The sequence below is a fragment of the Streptomyces sp. NBC_01306 genome (assembly GCF_026340465.1).
In the GTDB taxonomy this organism is placed as follows: domain Bacteria; phylum Actinomycetota; class Actinomycetes; order Streptomycetales; family Streptomycetaceae; genus Streptomyces.
In genome coordinates this window covers 216,815-236,892 of sequence record NZ_JAPEPC010000003.1, presented here as the reverse complement: position 1 = coordinate 236,892, position 20,078 = coordinate 216,815, and the positions used below count along the sequence as shown (strand labels likewise).

Here is a 20,078-nt window from a genome sequence, read left to right as displayed (position 1 = left end):
GAAAGGTTGTGATGGGATGCCTGACGGCACTGCGACAGAGTCCATGACCGGCTCAGAACTCGCTTGGATGCCACCGCCCTATGCCGAGCCCGGCCGCTTCAGCGAGCACGAGGTCACCGTCGGCACCGGCCCGCTCGCGGTGTCGGGCACGGTGAGCGTCCCCCGCGGGCAGGCTCCCGGCCCCGGCATGGTGCTGCTCGCCGGTGGTGGGCCGTTCGACCGCGACGAGACCAGCGGGCCGAACAAACCGCTCAAGGACCTGGCCTGGGGGCTCGCCAGCCGCGGGACGACAGTGCTGCGCTTCGACAAGGCGACCTACGCCCACCGCGATGTGGCCGCGGCATCGGACCTGACGATGACGCAGGAATACGTGCCGCATGCCGTCGACGCGGTTGGCCTGCTCCGTAGGCACCGCTCGGTGGACCCCGAGCGGGTCTTCGTCCTCGGCCACAGCATGGGCGGCAAGGTCGCCCCTGCCGTCGCCGTCGCCGCACCCACGGTGGCGGGCCTGGTGATCATGGCCGGTGACACGCAGCCGATGCACCACGCCGCTGTCCGCGTCGTCAGCTACCTCGCCGCCATGCTTCCCGACCAGGTCCCACCCGCGGTCATCGAGACCTTCCAGCGGCAGGCTGCCCTGGTCGACAGCGCGGAGCTCACGCCCTCGACCCCCGCAGCGGATCTGCCGTTCGGCCTGTCCGCGCCGTATTGGCTCGAACTGCGTGAATACGCCCCGGTCGCGATCGCGGCCGGACTCGGCAAGCCGATGCTCATCCTCCAAGGAGGACGCGACTACCAGGTCACCGTCGCCAACGACCTGGCTCGATGGCGGACGGGCCTGGCCGGCCGCCCGGAAGCCGATATCCGTGTCTACGAAGCCGACAACCACCTGTTCTTCCCCGGCGCAGGACCATCCACCCCCGCCGAATACGGAACCCCGCAGCATGTCGACCCTGCCGTCATCGCCGACATCGCCCATTGGCTGAGCCACGGCCAGGGATGAGCGTTCGCGGCGCCTGTGAGCCAGCGGTCAGCAGCCTCCAGGCGGGGCACCAGCACACTGCCGACCCCGCGCACCGAGGGATGTGCCCCGCTCGCCCTCGCGGCAGCGCCGACAGGCCGGATACCGCCGAACTGTTAACGTCGGCCGTCGCTCGGCGCGAGCAAACTCGTGACCTCGGCGATCGCCTCTGCGGAAGGGTGGCAATAGCGTCGGACGTTCTCCGCCTTCTTGTGCCGCGACTTGGCCATGAGCATCAGCAGGCTCGCCCCTCCCCCGCCGAGGTGGGTGCCGCAGCCACTGCAGGACGCGGTAGGGGTTGTCCGCGCCGGTCAGTACCGCGGCGAGGGGTTGGAGTGGCTGGGCCACGCTTGCGCCGTCCGCGGAGAGCAGATCGGTCACGCGGGCGGCCAGAGTGCAGCGGGGGCAGCGGCCGCCGGAGTGCAGGTCCGCCGGCTCACCGCAGGCCGAACACCGCTCGACCGGTTCGTCGGGGAACGAGCACGCCTTGCACAGGAGGGTTCCCCCGGCCGTCTGACCGACCAGGATGCGCAGTCGGTTGCACGACGCGCACGGTGCAGGGGTCGATAGGGCTGTTCTGTAGCAGGAGTTGCACACCGGCCCTCGCGGCCAGAAGACCTTGACCTTCGCGACCTGCCCGCACAGGGCACATGCGCACTCTTCGCGAGGGCGGCACGTGTCGGCAGTGGAACGGTCCCAGGCCACCGTTGATGTGGTGGCCCGAACCCTTTCACAGATGGCGCAGGCTTTCCCGTCTCGTTTGTAGCACCGGTCGCAGGTGTCCGGCCTGGTGCCATCGGCCCGGGCGACAATGGGAACGATCTGCCCGCAGACACCACACAGGCGGGCAGGGCTGGAGTAGCGGCCGCCGCAGACCGGCCCGTCAGAGGTCAGGGCGTTGACCCGGCGTACCCGCCCGCAACGGCAGCAGGTCCGAGTGTTCTTGGGAGCACAGGTCTGGCAGAGGTTGCTGCCGTCGGGAAGGCGCCGGTACGAGATCATCATCCGGTGGCAGTCGGCGCATTCCTCCTTGGCATCCGGCTCCTTGTTCCTGCACGGATTGCAGATGCCGCCCTCCGGTCGGCGGGCGTAGATGCCGGCCACTTTGCCGCAGCGGGCGCACGGCTTCTTGGCAGGTCGGCCGGTGCAGCGTGAACACAGCCGCCCCGCCGGTCCGTTGTTGGTGGGAAGAGGTTCGGTCCGTCCGCAGTTCCCGCAGGACACCAAGGCGACCTTGTCACCGTGGCAGACGGCGGTCAGCGCGGCCAGCAAACGCACCACGCAGGTCGGGCAGTCGCTGCTGGGGAGGCTCAGAGCGTCGGGCCTGTCGGACAGATATCGCACCAGGCGGAATGTGTCCGCACCACGCCATGCCCGGGCTTCCTCCGCCACGGCCTGCGCCTGTTCGGGGGCCAGGGATTCGCCCACCGCTGACCGCAGCAGCGTGACGATCTGCTCCTGGGCGGCAGCGAGTTCGGCGCGTAAGCGGAGCTGGTTTGGTGTCAGTGGCCTCACGGCTAGCCCGGGCGCCGGATCGTGGTCCGCCGTTCCTTCAGCGGCAGTGGCTCGGCCTGTCCGTCCGCGGTCTTCTTGACCTGTGCGTTGACCACCTGCGGCTTGATGAGATCGTTCGGCGTGCACTCGAAGATGTCGCACAGCGCGACCAGGGTGTCCATGCTCATCCGCTTGGGCGGCTGTGTCACCAAGCGGTAGACCTGCTCACGCGACAGGGGCACGCCACGTTCTGCGAGGAGCGGTACCAGGTCTGAGGTCTGGAACATCTGGTGCTCGGCCATCGTGGCCCGCAGACACCACTCGCAGCCCATCTTCTTGATCATTTAAGGTCCCAGTCGTCACCCAGCCGGCGCTTCAGCGAAGCTTCCAGGAGCTGGTTCCGGTACTCGTCAGAGACGCCTAATGGTGGAGTCGGGTATTGGAACTGTCCGAATGCCTGGAGATCAGGCCGTCGGGGACTGCTCGCTAGTCTGTACGAGTGATCGATCCAAAGCCCCTTGCCAGTACCGCCGGCTATGGCGAAGCCGCCGACGCGCTCGTCGAGCAGTACGAGAGCGTCTCCTTCGCCGACGTCCACCGCGACGTACTGCACCTGTTCCCCTCTCAGCCCAGCGCGATCCTCGACATCGGCGCGGGCAGTGGCCGCGATGCCGCCGCGCTGGCCGGTCAGGGGCACGTGGTCGTCGCCGCTGAGCCCACTGCGGAACTTCGCGCGCTGGGTCAACACATCCATGCCGACCGGGACATCGAGTGGGTCGACGACTCGCTGCCCGCGATGAGGGCGCTTCGCAGTCGCGGTCAGCGTTTCAACCTGATTCTTCTGACGGCCGTGTGGATGCATCTGGACGGACAGCAGCGGTCGTTGGCGATGGAGAGCGTCGCCGACATGCTTGCCTCCGAGGGACGTGTGGTCCTCTCCCTGCGGCATGGCCCCGTCCCGGCCGGGCGGCGGATGTTCAAGGTTTCGGCGCACGAGACGATCGAGCTCGCCCGGGGCCATGGTCTGAGTGTTGTGCACCTCAGCGAGCGTGAAGACCCGCATGGCCGGCAAGGCGTGCACTGGAGCTACTTGGGACTGGAATAGGAGACTGCCGCCGGCTGACGAGGCCCGCGACACGGGGCGGAATCGACCGTGACCGGGCATGATCAACTTGCCCCGTTCGGCTGGTGCGGTGGGCGCCCCGGTGCCGTGGAGGAAGGCGGTGGCGGCCAGTACGCCCAGTGCAAGCTGGGGCGGCATCGAGCGCCAGGCCGGTCTGCAACGCCCACCGCGCGCCTCGTTGCCCGTAACGCCTGCCGCTGCCGCTGCCGCTGCCCTGGCTCTCGTTTTCGCGATCAAGCACGCCGGACCAGCCGGCAAGACCATGCTCCGCATCATCCGGCTCGTCGCTATCGCCGCGTCAACCTCCCCCCGACCCGCCACACCCACAGCAGCCCTCGCCTCAGTCCACGCAGTCCGGGCAACGGCATGGTGGTCACCGGGCCGAACGGCCTGCTTGGAGGAGTCCGCTGCCGTCGTTGTGCTGCTGGCGGCACGCCGTCTCCAGGTCACCTGGTGCCACGGCATCGCCGCTGACCCGGTCCGGCTGCACGCCTGGGTGCAGACTGTTGAGAGCCCCGTTGCCGAACCGCCGTCCACCCGGGCCTACACACCCGTCCTCACCTCGGAGCCCGCCATCAGCACCCCTGAGCCGACCCTGTGGATCACCACCGAGACCTGCGCGCTCGGGCCCTACCGGCCCGACCTCGTGGAAACCTACTGGCGCTGGGAACAGGACCCCGCACTCCTGGTCGGCTACGGACGCCAAAGCCCCGAATCCCTGGAAGCGCGAACCGAGGGCATGGCCGCCCAGCTCCGCGGCAGCAACATCCGCTTCACCGTCTACGACACCACCAAGGACACCCCCATCCCGGCAGGCGTCACCACCCTGCTGCCGGACGACTCCGTGCGCACCGCCGAGTACATCGTCATGCTCGCCCCCGAGGCACGCGGACGTGGCCTGGGCACCCAGGCCACCAGACTGACCCTCGACTACGCCTTCCACATCACCAACCTGCGCATGGTCTGGCTCAAAGTCCTCGCCGCCAACACTGCCGGCATCCACGCCTACGAGCGGGCCGGATTCCAGCGCGCCGGCGCCCTGAGGCAGGCCGGGTACTGGCTCGGTGAAGTCTGCGACGAGGTACTCATGGACACACTCGCCGCCGACTTCACCGGACCATCAGCGATCAAGAACCTGCTACGCGGATAGCGCCCGGGCCAGCTCCTTCCGGCGTCGGTGTGGCGTCGTCCATGCGAGCCACCGTAGCGGCAGCGAGCGGCCGCGCGTTCAGGAGGCGGTGCCCTGTGTCCGTGGCCCTTGCCGCCTGACGCAGTGGATCTTCAGGTCTGCCGCGCTCCTCCACTCAGTGCTCTGCACGCTGCTCTCGGGTCCCGCCGGGAGAGGCCGTTTGTGCCCGGTGCCCGAAGCTGGAACTCTTTGGAAAGCTCGTCCACGCCGAGATCGCTGCGCATGGCAGCCCTCAGGTCGGACAGCAGGGCCCACGACATCTCCGTCTCCAATTCCAGCCTGCTGGGCTCACTGTCGTCGGGATGACCGCCTGCCAGCATCTCTTTCAGCAGACCGTAGGCGCTGTTGAGTTGATGGTTCCCCGACCTGGTTTCTCTCAGCACAGCAGCGGGCACGATCATCTGCGCTTCGGCGTAGCTGCCGCGATAGTCCAGACGCCGTTCCTCGAGCTGTTCGGCACATGTCCGGGTCTCTGCGTCATCCCGGGCACGCAGGGCATGCATGAGGTTGATCTGTGCGGTCTGGTACTGACGGGCCGTGGTGTTGAGCGAGATGTAGCAGGCCCGTCGCAGGTCGGTCAGTTCACGTCGAGCCGAGATCCGTGCTTCCTGCTGCCGGACTTGTTCGGCGTGAGCGCGGTCCTCGCGTTGCTGGCGGGCGGTCACTTCGAAGTTCGTGGCGGTCACCGGCGACGTGCACTGGGCCCAGGGCGACATGGACCGCGCCGCCGCGGCGTACGAAGCAGCCCGCAACGAAGCCGAAGACCACGGCGTCGCTGGCGAACGCGCCACCAGCCAGGCCCAGCGCGCGTTCGTCCTCGCCTTCACCGACCCGGGCCTTGCCGCGGACGAACTCGACCTCGCCCAGCAGCTGCTGACCGGACTCGACCTGCGCGCCACCGCCCTGACCACCCAGATCGCATCCCTAATCGCCGACGCCGGCAGCACCGGGGACCTGGAGAGCCGGGCCAGCACACTCCAGGCCGAGATCGGCTCCGCTGGCATCACCTCCGCCGAGATGACCCTCGAACTGGCGGTCTGCTTCCACCACGCCGTCCTCGACACCGCCGAAGTCACCACCGGAATCTCCCGGCTGCGCGACGTCACCCCGCAACGGCGACTACGCCTACTACGTCGACATCGCCTACTTCATGGCCGGCCGCCCCCTCAACGCCCCATCACCAGAACGGTGGCTCGACGGCGAGCAAGTTGCCCGCCAGCGCTGGCGGGGCCTGGTTACCACCCGCCGCGACTACTACAGCAACCTCTGACTGTGGTCAGAGTGTGAGGTCCAGGACCCGCACCGGCTCCCCCGCCCACCGGTAGCGGCCACGATCTGTCCCATCAGGGGCTTTTCGTCCTCCGGTACCCACGCCCCTTCCGGGCTCCAGCATGCTGGTGGCACACTCACGCATGTGGACGCGACACAGCGGGAGTCCGAGGCGGCGCGTTCGGCTTCACGCCGCAGGATGATCCTCCTTGCCCCCGTCTGGGGCCCGGTGTTCATCGTGGTCGGGGCCAAGGCCGTTCTGCAAGAAATGCTTGGCGCTGAGCGACCAGCCTCTGGAGGGACCGCCCCGCTGAAGGGCGGCCTCAGTCGATTCCCGCTGGTCATGACTGCGGGACTGACGATGGTCTTTGCTGCGGTGTTCTCGACTTGGCTGGCACTTGGCCTTCCACCGGAGGGCTTGGCTCGTATCCCGGTGGCCCTGGTGGCCGCCAGCCTTGCGAGTTCCCTCCTGTTCTTCCCGATGGTTCTGGTCGCAGCAGCCCTCGTCATGGGTGCTGTCGAGAAGAAGGCCCGACGGGCGTCGTCGGAGTAGAGATGCAGGCCGCCAACGACTGGTAGCGATACCGATTCGTTCAGTCGAAGGGCGGGGGGCGCTCCCCCGACCAGGGAGCGGCCTGTTCGAGTTGTGAGGCCAGCTGGATCAGCACGTCCTCCCGTCCGTAGGCGGCGACGAGTTGCACACCGATCGGCAGCCCGTCGTCGCTGCGGTACAGCGGGAGGGAGATGGCGGGCTGGCCGGTGACATTGAACGGCACCGTGAAGGCGATGCCCCCGCTCACGGCGGCCACCAGTTCCTCGGGGCTCTGCGCCGTGGGCGCGAGTTCGCCCAGCAACGCGGGCGGCGCGGGCAGCGTCGGCGTGAGCAGAACATCGACCTCCTCGTCCCAGAGCCCTGCCACGCCACGCGCCCACCGCTGCCACGCCTGGGTGCCGGAGAGCCACTGCGCGGCCGTGACCGAGCGGCCCACCTCGGCCAGCAGCCCGTTCATCGGTTCGAGGTCCGCCGGTTCGAGGCGCTCACCGACACGCTCCGACCACTGGTCGAGTTCCCAGGCCAGAACCGCCGCGAACATCGGCACCAGTGCCTCGAAGAGGGCCGGATCGTCCAGGCAGGCGGCGCTCGTCGGCTCAACGCGGTGGCCGAGCGAGTCGAGCAGGCGGGCTGCGTGCTCGACCGCCGCCACGCAGTCCTTGTGGGCCGGGATCGTCGCGCCCGGCGGAGTCGTACGGAACCCGATCCGCAGGACGCCGGGATCGGCGCCGACCTCCTCGCGGTAGGGCCGCAAGGCGGGAGGGGCGGTGTACGGGTCGCCGGACGAGGGCCCCGCCGTCGCGTCCAGCACGGCCGCGGTGTCGCGGACCGACCTGGTCAGCACGTGTTCGTGCGTCACCGGCCCCCAGTATTCGCCGTATGCGGGGCCCAGCGTGGTACGCGCCCGCGAGGGCTTGAGGCCGACGACTCCGCAGGCGCTGGCCGGCATTCGGATCGAGCCCGCCATGTCGTTGCCGTGTGCCACCGGGACCATGCCCGCGGCCACCGCGGCCGCGGATCCGCCGCTGGATCCCCCGGGGGAGCGGGTGAGGTCCCAGGGGTTCCTGGTCGCCCCGTGCGCGAGCGGTTCCGTGGTGGTGCTGGTGGCCAGTTCGGGAAGGTTCGTCTTCCCGCAGAACACGAATCCGGCCGCGCGGAAACGGGCCGCGAGGGCGGAGTCCTCAGGAGCTCGCCAGTCCCGGTCCCGCAGCGCGCGCATCCCACCGTAGGCGGGATCGCCCTCGGTGAGACAGAGGAAATCCTTGAGCAGCATGGGCACTCCGCGGAAAGGGCCGTCCGGCAGCCCGGGCGCACCCGCCGCGGCGAGAGCCTTCTCGAACAGCGGCGTGACCACGGCGTTGAGCCTGCGGTCGAGCCGCTCGATCCGCCCGATCGCCGCCTCCACGAGCTCCGTCGGCGACACCATCTTGCGGCGGACCAGGTCGGCTTGAGCCGTCGCGTCCAGCCATGCGAGTTCTTCCTCGGGTATCGAACTTCCCGTCATTTCCTACCCCTTCAGGCTGTGGTTGCTGTGTGTACCAGCGATGGTGCTACACACGTCAGGGACACCATCAACTGCCGGCCGCGACCGGTACGCGTCCCGCGTTCGAGGGCCCGCTCGACCCCACGCGGCCGCCGCCCTGTGCGGCCCGCTGCAGATGTCGTACCGTGGTCGCGGCCTCGGGCACGCCACACAGTGCGCCGACGCCGGACCCCAGCCCCGGGGCGACGGCGTTGGCACGGGTGCCGCGCTCGCGGTCGATGTCCAGCATCGCCGCGCCCAGCGCACCCAGGGCGCCGACGCCGCCGGCCGTGCTGAACACCACCATGGCGATGACCTGCGGCGAGGAAGGAGACGATGATCGACGCCAGCAGCACCAGGCCGGCGGGGCCGCCCGGACGTCGGACGGTCAAAGGGACGTCACCCGGTGGCGTCGTAGTCTTCATGACACACCTCACGGCACTGGCCCCGGAGCCTCGCTCTATCGGGCCGCGGCGTCGGGGTAGGCGGCGGTCGCCTGGATCTCGACGAGGAGTTCCGGACTGGCGAGGCCGCTGACCCCGATGATCGTCCAGGCGGGGTAGGGCGCCTTGACGAGGCGCTGCTTGGCCGCGAGGAAGCCGGGCATGTTCTGGCGGATGTCGACGTGGTAACTGGTCACGTCCACCAGGGCGCTGAGGTCGAGGTTCTCCAGTCGCAGGATCTCCTCGATGCGCCGGATGGCGATCTCGGTCTGCTCCTCGACGGTCTCCCCGGGAACGCCGTCGGGGCGGCGGCCGATCTGGCCGGAGATGAACAGGTGACCGTGCGAACGGATGGCGGCGGCGTGGCCGAAGCGCGCGAAGGCGCTGGTGGTCCCTCCGAAGACCGGCGAGTTGTCGGGGACCTCTACGGGGTAGCTGGTCATCGCGGTGTGTTCCTTTCTCTGTTCTCTGTCGTTCGTGTCGGTCGGGCGGTGGGCAGGGCCGGTCAGTTGCCCCATCGGGAGGAGCCGCAGGCGTGCTCCATCCGGGTCCGGCCGAATGCCTCGCGTTCGCGCAGGAATTCACCAGGTATCGCGTAACGCGGGCCGTTCTTCGGGTTCTTGGCGGCTTGAGCGACGATCGCGTCGGTGAGGGAGCGGACCATCTCCAACCGCGGATAGGCGGCGTGGACGACGTCAGCCTGCTCGTCGCTGAGGACGTCGGCGTAGGTGTTGCCCATCGGGCCGCCGAAGTCGAGCGCGACGCCTTCGCGGACGAGCACGCACAGCGTGCCGTGGCGCTCCGCGATGCCCGAGGAGGTGTGCAGGGCGATGGCCTGCCAGACCTCGTCCGCGTCCGCCTCGGACCGTCCGCGTTCGACGAGGAACTCGGCAGCCCGGTCGGCGCCCTCGACCTCGAACCGCTGGGTGTGCGGGCCGTCCGAAGCCACCCCGAGGTCGTGCATCGTGCACGCCGCGAACAGCAGGTCGTCTTCGTAGTCCCGGCCGGCGGCCAGTTCGAGACGCGCGGCCACGAGTCGGGCGAACAGGTAGGTGCGAATGCTGTGGTTGAACACCGAGGGCGATTCCACCGGCTTGATCAGCTGCACGACAGCACCCGTGAGCGGTGTGTCGGGCAGCGCGATCAGGTCGGTGGCCGCCTCGGGGGCCGCCTGATTGCGAGTCTTGCGGGTCGATCCGGTCATGTCCACCAGGCTGGCACGCACGCCCCTGGCCAGGTGAGTGGCAACCTTGCCTCTTATCGAAAGAATATTGCCATGACGACACACCGAGTCGCGGTCCTGGCTTTGGACGGCGTCACTCCACTCGACCTGGCCATCCCGGCACAGATCTTCAACACCCGCCCGGAGACCCCCTACGAGGTGACCGTGTGCGGGCTCGGCTCCAAGGTGGCGACCACCGCCGGCTTCTTTCTTGAGACCGAGGGTGGCCTGGACCAAGTACGCGCCGCCGACACTGTGATCGTGCCGGGGTACGAGCCGGGGAGCGAGCCGATGGTAAGGCCGTCGGAGGAGGTGCTCGACGCGCTGGTCCAGATGCGGGACCGGGGCCGCAGGGTGGTTTCGATCTGTACGGGCGCCTTCGCGCTGGCCGCGGCGGGCGTGCTGGACGGGCTGCACGCCACGACCCACTGGCAGCACATCGACGAGCTCGAACAGGACTTCCCGGCCGTCACGGTCGACCGCGACGTGCTCTACGTCGACGAGGGGGACGTCCTCACATCGGCCGGAGTGTGCTGCGGCATCGATCTGTGCCTGCACCTCGTACGTCGCGACCTGGGGGCGATCGTGGCCAACCGGATCGCCCGCGGCCTGGTGGCCGCACCGCACCGCGACGGCGGGCAGGCCCAGTACATACCAGCTTCGGTCCCCGTGGCCGGAGAGGAGTCGCTCTCCGAGACCCGGGGCTGGGCCCTGCACCACCTCGACGAACCGCTCACGCTCCGCATGCTCGCCCGGCATGGGGGCGTCTCACCACGCACCTTCATACGCCGGTTCACCGCGGAGACGGGCACCACGCCCCTCCAGTGGCTACTGAGCGCCCGCCTCGGCAGGGCACGCGAACTACTGGAGACGACGAGCAACTCGGTGGACCAGGTGGCACGGGACTGCGGCATCGGCACAGCGGCCAACCTGCGTCTGCACTTCCGACGCACCCTCAACACCACCCCCACCGCCTACCGGCGCGCTTTCACGCGTTGACACCGTTCGCGCGCCTGCCACCCACCTCGGTCCGGCTCGCGGCGACCACCGCCGGTGAGCCTGTCCACGGTCCGGGTCACCGTGGCGGAAAACTGCGGCATCCGTCGCACCTTCTCCTGCGCATCGCTCAACCGCCAAACCCAGCGCCGAGGCGGTCGGCGCGGGCACCCGCTCGCAGTCGTCCATGAAGGGCAAACGGGAAGTGACGGGCCGCGTCGGCCGGCGTCCGGCTCAGGGTCGACAGCACGGTCAGATCGCCGTCCCGGTCACCGCCAGCGTCTGCGTCTGCGTCTGCGTCTGCGTCTGCGTCTGGCCGATGCCTCTCAGGTTCTCGACCACCGCCCTGATGTCGTTGTCTCTTCCCGCCAAAGCGGGCCGGTGTTGTGACAACCGAGCGCTCCTTGTGATCGATGTTGTGGAGGGCGTGACACTCTTGCGGGCAGTAGCCCGGTTGTGAGGTGTCTACGGTCCGTCAGGCGGACGAATTCGCGCGCAGGGCGTGCGCGGCGAGGATGCCTGCGCCGAGCGCCGTCACGATGCCGCAGCCCAGATGAGTGCCGGTGTGTGAACCGCCGAAGGACGCCGCGACGTTGATGGCGGTGCTGACGCCTACGATGGCCCACAGAACGGACCGGAAGACGGTCCGGCGGCGCGGCTGCGGGGGCGGGGAGACGAAGTTCGTCATGGGGGAAGTCCTCTGCGAATCTGGTGGTCGAAGGCACGCTTGACGCTATCGGCCGGTCTCCGCTCCGAACGATCCCGCAGACTGCTCGACCGCGGGTACGGCTGGCTGTTCGACCGGTGGTACAGCAGGCTGTAACTCTTCGCGGGTGATCTCGCCGGGCCGCCGGAACCCTTTTGGCACAGGAAAGCGGAAGCGATCGAGGAGGGAAGGATGACGGGGACGTTGCGGCGGACACCACGCCTACGCGGAGCGGAGCAAACCACCACCGCGGTGCTCAGAGCCGCCGGGGCCGCGATCAGTGAGCTGGCGGGCGGCTTCGGCACCGCGCTTTCCGCGCTCGCGCTCCTGATTCTGCTGCTGCTCACGGCTGCTCTGTCGCTCACCGGCATAGGTCTGCTGCTGGTGGGCCCTGCGTTGGGTGCGCTGCACGCCCTGGCCCGGCACGAACGCCAACGGCTCGCCCGCCGGGGCCACGAAATCATCGCTCCTGACCCGCCACCCACGCGCCCACGCGCAGGACTCGTCCATCCCACCACCCGGCGCGAGGTGCGCTGGCTGCTCCAGCACACCTCGGCCGGACTGCTGTTGGCAGTGACGGGCATCGTCCTCCCCGTACTCGCGGTGCGTGACACGGCCTTCCCGCTGTACTGGCGGTTCGCCCCGAAGGACACCACCGCCGCTTCCATCGGCATCGGCACCGCGCACACATGGCTGGACGCGATCGCGGTCTCCCTGCTCGGGGTGGGTTGGATCGCTCTCATCCTGGGGCTCGCTCCCTCGCTGGCCCGGCTCCAGGCGAAGCCCGCCCAGCGCTTCCTCGCCGCCGACTCCGACACCGACCTCTCCGCCAGAGTCCTTGAGCTGACCGCGAGCCGGGCCGCGGCCCTGGACGCGCACGCCGCCGAGCTGCGCCGTATCGAACGCGCCCTCCACGACGGCAGCCAGAACCGGCTGATCTCCGTCACCGTGCTACTCGGCGCGGCCCGCCGCCGGCTGGCCCGCGAGCCGGACCACACGCACGAGGTCATCGACATCCTGGAGCGTGCGCACTCCGCCGCCGAACAGGCCCTGGCCGATCTGCGCGGTGTCTCCCGCAGCATTCTCCCCCCGGTGCTGGAGGTCCAGGGCCTTGCCGGGGCCCTGACAGGACTCGCCGCCGACTGCGCGGTGCCCTGCCGTACAGACGTCGATGTCCCCACACGGTGCGCCGTCTCCGCCGAAGCGACCGCCTACTTCGTGGTAGCCGAGGCCCTGACGAACATCGCGAAGCACAGCGGTGCACAACAGGCCGCCGTAAGCGTGCGGGCCGACGGCGCGAACCTCCGCCTCACCATCACCGACGACGGCCGGGGCGGCGCCGACGAGGGCGGCGGCTCCGGCCTCACCGGCATCCGCCGCCGGGTCGAGGCACACGACGGAACACTCAGCCTGGCCAGCCCCGCCGGTGGCCCGACAACCCTTGAGGTGGTACTCCCCTGTGGACAGTGACCCGCGGATCGTGATCGCCGAGGACGACCCGCTGCTGCGCGAGGGCCTGGCCCTCCTCCTGCGTGCCGAATCGATCGAGGTGGTGGCAACGGCCGGCACCCCCGAGGGGGCACTCGCCGCCATCGACGAACACAAGCCCAATGTCGCCATCTTCGACGTGCGAATGCCGCCCACCCACACCGACGAGGGCATCCGCGCGGCCGTTGAGGCCAGGCGCCGTCAACCCGGCCTGGCGATCTTGGTGCTGTCCGCCTACGTGGAGAAGAGTTTCGCCACCGAGCTGCTCAGCGACGGCGTGGGCCGGGTGGGCTATCTGCTCAAGGAACGGGTGGGCCGGGTCGAGGAGTTCCTCGACGCACTGCACCGGGTGGCCGCCGGTGGCACCGCGATCGACCCCGAGATAGTCGCCCAGCTCTTCACCCGGTCCCACCGGGACGCCCGTCTGGAACGGCTGACCCCTCGCGAGCGGCACGTACTCGCCCTCATGGCCGAAGGGCTGGGAAACAGCGCGATCGCGAAACAACTCGTCGTCACGGAGGGCGCGGTCCACAAGCACATCCGCAGCATCTTCGCCAAGCTGGACCTGTCGCCCACCGACCACGTGGACCGGAGGGTGACCGCCGTACTCAGGTATCTGGAGGGCGCCACGGCGAGGGCGAGGTAGAGCCTGCTGTACCCCGTTTCGAGGCGCACACGGGAATGATCCGACGGCGCGGCGATGGTGTGCTGAACACATCAACCGGCCGGCCCGAAGGAACAATCCAGTGCGCCAACACGAAACCCACACCTCCACCGGCAGCCGAACAGGCGTCCCAGCAGTCCGGACTTCCCAGTCGGCCGGAACCCTCCATGCCGACCAGGATCAGCAGCCCAGCCACATTTCTGCTGACCGGATCCACACCGGCCTGCCTGACCGCCACCGCCCCAGGCCAGCGCCCAACGGTTCCGGACTGCGCGACAGCCTCCGACGCCGTCCGCTGCTCTGGTTCTTCCTGCTTGCCTTCTCGCTGAGCTGGGCGGCCTGGACCCCGTACGTGCTGTCCGAGAACGGCCTCGGCGTATGGCACTTCACGTTTCCAGGAGGCAGCAGCGGAAGCCAGCTGACCGGCGTGCTGCCCGGCGCCTATCTCGGACCCATCGCCTCCGCGCTCCTGCTGACCGGGCTCACGGAGGGGCGCCGGGGTCTACGGACCTGGGGCAGGCGCATGACCAGGTTCCGGCTCAGCTGGCGCTGGTACGTCGCCGTGCTGCTCGCCGTGCCCGCGGCACTCACCATCGCCGCGACCGCCCTGGGTGACCGCGGCCCCACCACCCCGACCGCCGCCGTGCTGGCGGCGTACCTGCCGGGCCTGGTCCTGCAGTTGATCACCACCGGGCTCGCCGAGGAACCCGGCTGGCGGGAGTTCGCCATGCCGCGCGCCCAGGAACGGTTCGGCCCGCTGCCCGCCACCCTCCTGGTCGGCGTTCTGTGGGGCGCCTGGCACCTGCCGCTGTTCCTCACCGAATGGGGCGGCGGCCCGCACGTACCTCTCGCCAAGGTGGGGGCGTTCCTCACCACGACGCTCTGCTTCAGCTTCGCAATGACCTGGGTGTTCAACCGATCCGGCGAGAGCATGCCGCTCGTGATGCTCATGCACACGAGTGTGAACAACTTCTTCTCCGTCGCCTGGACGGCCATGTTTCCCCGGCTCCCCGACGACGACACCACCTACGCCTTCCTCCTGGTATCGGTGGCCGCGGCCCTCCTCGTCCTCCTTCTGACCCGGGGCCGGCTCGGCTACCGTCCGACCACCGCCTTCGAGCCGGTCTCCGCTTCCCCGAGCGGCAGGTGACACGGCCGCCCGTCGGCGGATCGAGGCAGTGACCGACTTCCTCGTCGCGCTCGCCCCCCCCCCGCCTGACAGGCATAGGCCGAGCCCGCGCTCGGCGCACCACGCCTGTGGGCGGCCTCCTTCGGAGCCGGCGTCCGCACGACCTCGTGACCGCCTTCGCCGCCCTCCCCAGCCCGACTGCACCGGCGGGGGGTGCCTCTATGTCGTTCGTCAATCCCGCGCTATCGGTTTTGGTGGTGTTGGTCCCGTTCATGCGGCGAGGGCGATGGTGGGGGTTCGGGGTTCGTAGAAGGTGCCGTCGCGGAGCATGGCGAACAGGACGCTGATGCGTTGGCGGGCGAGGCGGAGGAGGGCCTGGGTGTGGGTCTTGCCGCGGGCGCGTTGCTTGTCGTAGTAGGCGCGGGAGGCGGGGTTGGCGTTCATGCAGGCGAAGGCGGAGAGGAACATGGCCCTGACGCCGACTCCCGGCATCGAGGTCAGGACCTGGGAAAGAGGGTGCTACTGGGTCCATTTACGCTGAGGCAAACGCAGGTTCCACAGTTACGCAATTTCTTGGGAGACACCGTTGGCGAGGATCGCTCTCTTCGGCGCTACTGGAATGATCGGCGGTCGCATCTTGAGCGAGGCGCTCGATCGTGGTCATCACGTTGTGGCCGTCGTCCGCGATCGTGCGAAGCTGACCCGCACTCATCCCGGGCTGCGCGTCGTGACCGGCGACGTCCTCCAGCCGACGTCGGTCAGTACTGGCGCCAAGGGCCAGGATGTCGTGGTCAGCGCCGTCGGTGGTGGTCACGGCAACGGCCCGGGGCATCTCGCCACAGCCGAACCGGCCGTGAGATCGCTGGTGGCCGGGCTGCGCGCACTCGATGGCGGCCCGGCAGGCACCCGTCTGATCTCAGTCGGCGGAGCCGGATCATTGCGCATCTCAGCCGGCAGACGACTCTGGGACACAGTTGGACTGCCGGAGCCTGTGCTCCAGATCATGCACGCGAGTGGCGACGCACTGGATTATGCCCGCACCGTCAACGATGTTCGCTGGACGATAATCAGTCCACCCACACTGATCGGGCCCGGCTCCCGAAGCGGAACGTACCGCAGCGCGCTGGACGATCTCATCGTGGGCGCGGACGGTAGGAGTCGGATCTCTACCGATGACTTCGCTGTCGCGGTCGTCGACGAGATCGAGCACGCACGGCACGTCAATGAGCGGTTTACCGTGGGCTACTGAATTCCTCTCCGTGGCTTTTATGACGCCTCGTGATCCCCAAGAGCGCGTAACACGTTCATGAGCGGGATTTCTTGAGGGTCCGATGAAGACCCGCGGTCCCTGGGTGAGCCAGGCCGCCGCAGATGCTCTGGGTGGCACCGACCAGGACGTGATCACGTTCCTGCGCTCCGGCTGGGACACGGCGGTGCAGGACGAGACCCGTGACGCGGTCTCGGAACTGAGCACCACCAGTCCGTACGAGAGCGTGCGCACGGCCGCGGCCAAGGCGCTGAAAGGGGATGCCAAGGCGGTCACCGACTTCTACACGACCGGCCAGTACACATCCGGCGCCACCGACATGGAGGTGGCTGTCTCCAAGGTCGTCAAGCGGCATCAGCGTGCAGGAGGGCGGTAAGGCCGCGCTCGCCGACGGCAGCGGCAAGGCCCTGGCTGCCTTCCTTGCGCACGGTCAGTACGTCGCCCGCAGCACCGACGAAGAGGCCCAGGCATCCAAGCTGGTCAGCGACGGTGGACCCGAGGTGAAGGACGCGGCGAAGATCGCGCTGGCCGGGCCGGTCAACAAACTGCACGACTTCATCGCGGTCGGGCAGTACATGGCCGACCGCAAGGACCAGCTGGCCGCCACCCACGTCGCCCAGGTCACCGGCCTGGTCGCCCAGGCCGACAGCATGGCCGCCAAGTCCGCGGCCACCGCCCGCGACGCGGCCGACGCCGCCGACCGCGACGCCGCAGCCGCCACCGGATCTGCCGCACAGGCCGCATGGTCCGCCAACTACGCGCAAAAGTCCGCCACCCAGGCAAACGAAAACGCAGCCCAGGCCAAGCAGGAAGCCCTGGACGCCGGCAAGTCCGCTGAACAGGCCGGCGCCGATGCCAAAGCCGCATGGAAGCGCACCTACGACCTGCGTAAGCAGGAAGAGGAGGCAGCTCACAAGGCCGCCGACGAAGCCCGCAAGAAGCAGGCCGCAGCCGACAAGAGCCACGCTGCGTCCCCAACAACAACGTCGCCGGCATCGACTGGAACCTGATCCGCTGCGTCAACAAGGGCGGCACCATCGAGGCCCCCCGAGTACGACCCCCGCCTCGTTGCCATCGCCTGGGCCGTCACCGGCACCGACCTCGCCGGAAAAACCGAGGAACAGGAGCCATCCGTCCCGCTGGCCCCGGAGAAGCCCTGTGATCTTGAGGTATGCCTCCCAGGCTGTGGGGGGACGTCTGCACACAGCCACTGCGCACACGCCCCGCGTCCTCGACCTGATGTCTTGGCCTCAACTCCGCAGCCTGGACTGTCTGGAATGCGGCGCTACGGCTCGAGGCGGCTCTAGGTTCGACAGGATCGGTACGTAACGCCAGGTCGGCCGGATCCTCCTTCGTGGATGGAGCAGCATGTTGGAACCGTCGGCGCCTTCCTTTGATCCTCAGCGGCGGGGCAGCATGATCGGCCTCTTCTGGGTCGAAGCGCAGGATGTGTATCTGGGCATGCCCCCCGTGGCTCCAGCCCCCGGTGTTCTCCTCTCGCCGGCAGGTCTACGTGTGGTCGGGCCCGATCCGTAGTTCTGGGAGTGGCCGGCTGTGACGGATCTTCGGGTGAGCGAGGTACCCGTCCGCTCGACTGTCACGCGGTGGGCTACACGTGCCGTCACAATGGCCGTGGCCGCCCTGGACGCGTGGGTGCCGGGCAGTCCTACGGAGATGACCGTGTCGGGCACCACTACGCACCAGGCCGAGTTCCAGACGCCGGTCTTCTCTGGCGCCGAGACTGCGTACACGCAGCGAGAAGCCGATCTCTCACACGGGCTGCTCGCACAATTCACCCGTGGTGAAGTCTCGCCCAGCGTCATGACTGACTGGTGGAGCGGTACTCAGTCCACCGCAGTGCCGCGTTCACACCAGCGGGAGGCCATACTCCAAAGTCGGCTGGCCACAGACTGAAACACCCTTCGGCCAACCCCGTTCGCATCGTCCCTCGTTGACGAGAGGTCAGCCCCACACATGGACAGCATCACAGCAGAAGTGCAGCCTCTCAACACATGATTCTGGCTTTCGACGGCGACTGCGGTTTCTGCCAGGCCGCCATCAACCAGATACGCGAGCGAAGCAAACCTCGTATGCGGGCCGCTGCCTGGCAGACTCTGCCGACCAAATGACGCGCCCTCACGTGCAGCGCCTGGACAGAGAAGTCCTCCTCTTCCATAGCGATGAGGTGCGCTGCGGCGGTCCACAGGCCCTGGCCCGTTACATGGGCTCTCCTCCCCGGCGCTTCGCGACCTCGCCGCAGCCTTCTTCCTGCGGCTTCCCCTCGTCAGTCCAGCCGCTCACATCGTCTACCGGTGGGTGGCCGTGAACCGGCACCGTATGCCCGCCGGCACACCATCCTGCGCCATTCCCCGCAACCACAGCTGAGAGCCCCGATGTCCCAGGTCCCATCCGAGGCCCACCTGCGGTGGCGGGCCTACACGGTGGCTCTGTGCACGACTCGCGTCAGCAGTTGTTCACCGTTGCGGGAGGCATCTGCACTGCGGCGATGTCGATGTCGACGGCTTTGCGCAGCAACTCGGGCCATGGGCCCGGCACCGGCAACGGTTCCGCCACTACGGACCACCTACCCCCGTGGCCAGCGCTCTTTCCCTGCACCTGCGGAAGCGGTACCGGCCGATCTCGCCTACGGCCCCGAGCTGCGGCTCAAAGCCGTGAATATTCGACGCAGGCCAGCCGCCGCCGCGCCTCCCGAACTGCTGCCAAAACGCTGCTCGCTGCCGTGTACGGAGCCAGGTCCCGGCGCCCAGCAATTGAGCCGCGCTTTCGACAAGATTCACGACACCGTCACGGCCCAGGGCGGCGACGCGACCGTCGAACATACCCTGCTGAAACAGGCCCGCATCTCCATTTGCTTCGGCACCCTCAACAACTGCCTCGTCGACGAAGCCAATCCGTGGTCCGATCATGCTGTTGCCGCAGCGATCCCGGCGGCAACGGTCCGGCAAGGGGCCGGAGTGTCCCGGTGGGATCACGGTGTTCTCCAGACAGATGGCACCCGACGAGAGATCACACCCAGACGTGGTTGCGGCAGGACGCCGGCCGCTTGCCGAACACGTCATGGGCATGGTCTGGTCGGCGACGGATGCGGAGTGGGCGGACAACCTCGCGGCGGCGGCCCTGTACGCGGCCCGGTACGGGACGCTCGCCGCGCCGCGCTGCGCGGGGGCCGTCAGCCCGGCTTCACTCGGACCGAGGAGCCGAGGGTGCGCGACGTCCAGCCACACCGCCCCGCGCTGGGAGAACATGGCCGTCCCCGACTCCCCAAGTGCGGCGATGAGTTCAACGGCCGCCTCGCCCCGCAAGGTGCCGGTGCCACGCGGCCATCAAACAGGCCCGTGAGGAGCAGACAGGGCGAGTAACGTCTCCAAGCGGCAGACCGCGACTTCCACTTCTCCCGGCTCGCGGTACGTGCCCACCGTGGACTGCTTATGCGGCGTTACTGCCCGCTGCCGTACGCCAACGCGTCAGGCGACACAAATCCCCGGCACGGCCTGTGCTCGGAACAGGTGCGGGGTGGCGACGAGGCTGGCCGGGTAGAGCTCGCGAGCGGGTGCACGCACACTGTCGTCGAGCCGGGCCGCACGATAGTGGTCCGTCGACTCCCAGACGGCGTGATTGAGGAACGTGCTGCTGCCTGCGATACCGCGGTACAACTGGGTGAAGATGAAGCCCGGTTGATTCTTCAGAGCGGCCGCGTCGGTGGACCAGGCCAGCAGCAGCTGGTCGACATCTTCGGGGGCGACGGACAGGACGTTGACGAGGATGACAGGTCCGCCCTCCTCGTTGAGCTGGTCAGCGAGGGCAACGTGGGCGTCCAACTCGTGGAATTTCGGCATGATGGTTCTCTTTCAGATACTGGCGGGGTGATCCGGCGCTCGGGTCAGGCCGTCTTCGACTGCAATGCCCGGTCCAGAGCGTCCAAGGCTTTTGGTGAGGCCGTGCTCGATCGATTCGGTAGGGCGTCCCCCCGC

At 68.6% G+C, this 20,078-nt stretch carries 21 protein-coding genes and 3 pseudogenes; 14 read left to right on the top strand and 10 right to left on the bottom strand.

Features of this window, described 5'->3' with window-relative positions; translation table 11 throughout:
- The first annotated feature begins 67 nt into the window (after positions 1 to 67).
- Positions 68 to 1,003 (top strand): S9 family peptidase, encoded by a 936-nt coding sequence (locus OG385_RS36815; RefSeq protein WP_266862455.1) that lies wholly within the window; start codon positions 68 to 70, stop codon positions 1,001 to 1,003.
- A gap of 134 nt (positions 1,004 to 1,137) precedes the next feature.
- On the opposite strand, the pseudogene OG385_RS36810 reads toward OG385_RS36815, so the two are convergent.
- Positions 1,138 to 1,302 (bottom strand): annotated as a pseudogene (locus OG385_RS36810) (site-specific integrase); the annotation flags it as partial.
- A gap of 1,236 nt (positions 1,303 to 2,538) precedes the next feature.
- Complete coding sequence (locus OG385_RS36805) at positions 2,539 to 2,859, bottom strand: helix-turn-helix transcriptional regulator (RefSeq protein ID WP_266862453.1); 321 nt, start codon at positions 2,857 to 2,859, stop codon at positions 2,539 to 2,541.
- 155 nt (positions 2,860 to 3,014) lie between these two features.
- Here OG385_RS36805 and OG385_RS36800 point away from each other — a divergent pair, with 155 nt between their 5' ends.
- The 3 genes and pseudogenes from OG385_RS36800 to OG385_RS36790 all read left to right on the top strand — a co-directional run bounded on the left by OG385_RS36800 (position 3,015) and on the right by OG385_RS36790 (position 4,788).
- On the top strand, positions 3,015 to 3,620 hold the full coding sequence (locus OG385_RS36800) for a bifunctional 2-polyprenyl-6-hydroxyphenol methylase/3-demethylubiquinol 3-O-methyltransferase UbiG (RefSeq protein ID WP_266862451.1): 606 nt from the start codon (positions 3,015 to 3,017) through the stop codon (positions 3,618 to 3,620).
- Between the two features lie 58 nt (positions 3,621 to 3,678).
- Positions 3,679 to 4,188: pseudogene (locus OG385_RS36795) on the top strand (lasso peptide biosynthesis B2 protein); the annotation flags it as partial.
- Between the two features lie 45 nt (positions 4,189 to 4,233).
- The gene (locus OG385_RS36790; protein WP_266862509.1) at positions 4,234 to 4,788 is read left to right on the top strand and encodes a GNAT family N-acetyltransferase; all 555 of its coding nucleotides are present in this window, start codon (positions 4,234 to 4,236) and stop codon (positions 4,786 to 4,788) included.
- 131 nt (positions 4,789 to 4,919) lie between these two features.
- Here the strand turns inward: OG385_RS36790 and OG385_RS36785 are convergent, their stop codons facing one another.
- Positions 4,920 to 5,513, bottom strand: coding sequence for a hypothetical protein (locus OG385_RS36785; protein WP_266862449.1), 594 nt, complete (start codon positions 5,511 to 5,513; stop codon positions 4,920 to 4,922).
- On the opposite strand from OG385_RS36785, the gene OG385_RS36780 reads away from it, so the two are divergent.
- Entirely contained in the window at positions 5,503 to 6,114 is a 612-nt protein-coding gene (locus tag OG385_RS36780) for a hypothetical protein (protein WP_266862447.1), read from the top strand. The two genes, OG385_RS36785 and OG385_RS36780, sit on opposite strands and share 11 nt — an antisense overlap.
- Before the next feature lie 127 nt (positions 6,115 to 6,241).
- Positions 6,242 to 6,649, top strand: coding sequence for a hypothetical protein (locus OG385_RS36775; RefSeq protein ID WP_266862446.1), 408 nt, complete (start codon positions 6,242 to 6,244; stop codon positions 6,647 to 6,649).
- A 40-nt stretch (positions 6,650 to 6,689) separates the two neighbouring features.
- Here OG385_RS36775 and OG385_RS36770 read toward each other — a convergent pair whose 3' ends face one another.
- The 4 genes from OG385_RS36770 to OG385_RS36755 all read right to left on the bottom strand — a co-directional run bounded on the left by OG385_RS36770 (position 6,690) and on the right by OG385_RS36755 (position 9,818).
- Complete coding sequence (locus tag OG385_RS36770) at positions 6,690 to 8,153, bottom strand: amidase (protein ID WP_266862444.1); 1,464 nt, start codon at positions 8,151 to 8,153, stop codon at positions 6,690 to 6,692.
- 67 nt (positions 8,154 to 8,220) lie between these two features.
- Complete coding sequence (locus tag OG385_RS36765; RefSeq protein WP_266862442.1) at positions 8,221 to 8,478, bottom strand: hypothetical protein; 258 nt, start codon at positions 8,476 to 8,478, stop codon at positions 8,221 to 8,223.
- A 153-nt stretch (positions 8,479 to 8,631) separates the two neighbouring features.
- A complete protein-coding gene (locus tag OG385_RS36760; RefSeq protein WP_266862440.1) occupies positions 8,632 to 9,057 on the bottom strand; it encodes a Rid family hydrolase in 426 nt (141 codons plus the stop codon).
- A 62-nt stretch (positions 9,058 to 9,119) separates the two neighbouring features.
- On the bottom strand, positions 9,120 to 9,818 hold the full coding sequence (locus tag OG385_RS36755; RefSeq protein ID WP_266862438.1) for an HD domain-containing protein: 699 nt from the start codon (positions 9,816 to 9,818) through the stop codon (positions 9,120 to 9,122).
- A 72-nt stretch (positions 9,819 to 9,890) separates the two neighbouring features.
- Here OG385_RS36755 and OG385_RS36750 point away from each other — a divergent pair, with 72 nt between their 5' ends.
- Positions 9,891 to 10,835 (top strand): GlxA family transcriptional regulator, encoded by a 945-nt coding sequence (locus tag OG385_RS36750; protein ID WP_266862436.1) that lies wholly within the window; start codon positions 9,891 to 9,893, stop codon positions 10,833 to 10,835.
- A gap of 472 nt (positions 10,836 to 11,307) precedes the next feature.
- Here OG385_RS36750 and OG385_RS36745 read toward each other — a convergent pair whose 3' ends face one another.
- The gene (locus OG385_RS36745) at positions 11,308 to 11,520 is read right to left on the bottom strand and encodes a hypothetical protein (RefSeq protein WP_266862434.1); all 213 of its coding nucleotides are present in this window, start codon (positions 11,518 to 11,520) and stop codon (positions 11,308 to 11,310) included.
- Between the two features lie 210 nt (positions 11,521 to 11,730).
- Here OG385_RS36745 and OG385_RS36740 point away from each other — a divergent pair, with 210 nt between their 5' ends.
- The 3 genes from OG385_RS36740 to OG385_RS36730 all read left to right on the top strand — a co-directional run bounded on the left by OG385_RS36740 (position 11,731) and on the right by OG385_RS36730 (position 14,840).
- Positions 11,731 to 13,008, top strand: a complete 1,278-nt coding sequence (locus tag OG385_RS36740; RefSeq protein ID WP_266862432.1) for a sensor histidine kinase — start codon at positions 11,731 to 11,733, stop codon at positions 13,006 to 13,008.
- On the top strand, positions 12,998 to 13,672 hold the full coding sequence (locus OG385_RS36735) for a response regulator transcription factor (RefSeq protein WP_266862430.1): 675 nt from the start codon (positions 12,998 to 13,000) through the stop codon (positions 13,670 to 13,672). The genes OG385_RS36740 and OG385_RS36735 overlap by 11 nt, the downstream gene beginning before the upstream one ends.
- Before the next feature lie 100 nt (positions 13,673 to 13,772).
- Positions 13,773 to 14,840 (top strand): CPBP family intramembrane glutamic endopeptidase, encoded by a 1,068-nt coding sequence (locus tag OG385_RS36730; protein ID WP_266862428.1) that lies wholly within the window; start codon positions 13,773 to 13,775, stop codon positions 14,838 to 14,840.
- 249 nt (positions 14,841 to 15,089) lie between these two features.
- Here OG385_RS36730 and OG385_RS36725 read toward each other — a convergent pair.
- Positions 15,090 to 15,344 (bottom strand): annotated as a pseudogene (locus OG385_RS36725) (IS110 family transposase); the annotation flags it as partial.
- 61 nt (positions 15,345 to 15,405) lie between these two features.
- Here OG385_RS36725 and OG385_RS36720 point away from each other — a divergent pair.
- The 4 genes from OG385_RS36720 to OG385_RS36705 all read left to right on the top strand — a co-directional run bounded on the left by OG385_RS36720 (position 15,406) and on the right by OG385_RS36705 (position 19,446).
- Entirely contained in the window at positions 15,406 to 16,068 is a 663-nt protein-coding gene (locus tag OG385_RS36720) for an NAD(P)-dependent oxidoreductase (RefSeq protein WP_266862426.1), read from the top strand.
- Positions 16,069 to 16,150: 82 nt separating this feature from the next.
- Entirely contained in the window at positions 16,151 to 16,462 is a 312-nt protein-coding gene (locus tag OG385_RS36715) for an ALF repeat-containing protein (protein WP_266862425.1), read from the top strand.
- Positions 16,446 to 17,096 (top strand): hypothetical protein, encoded by a 651-nt coding sequence (locus OG385_RS36710; RefSeq protein WP_266862423.1) that lies wholly within the window; start codon positions 16,446 to 16,448, stop codon positions 17,094 to 17,096. The genes OG385_RS36715 and OG385_RS36710 overlap by 17 nt, the downstream gene beginning before the upstream one ends.
- A gap of 2,029 nt (positions 17,097 to 19,125) precedes the next feature.
- Positions 19,126 to 19,446, top strand: a complete 321-nt coding sequence (locus tag OG385_RS36705) for a hypothetical protein (protein ID WP_266862421.1) — start codon at positions 19,126 to 19,128, stop codon at positions 19,444 to 19,446.
- A gap of 125 nt (positions 19,447 to 19,571) precedes the next feature.
- On the opposite strand, the gene OG385_RS36700 is transcribed toward OG385_RS36705, so the two are convergent.
- On the bottom strand, positions 19,572 to 19,943 hold the full coding sequence (locus tag OG385_RS36700; protein WP_266862419.1) for an antibiotic biosynthesis monooxygenase: 372 nt from the start codon (positions 19,941 to 19,943) through the stop codon (positions 19,572 to 19,574).
- Positions 19,944 to 20,078 lie beyond the last annotated feature (135 nt).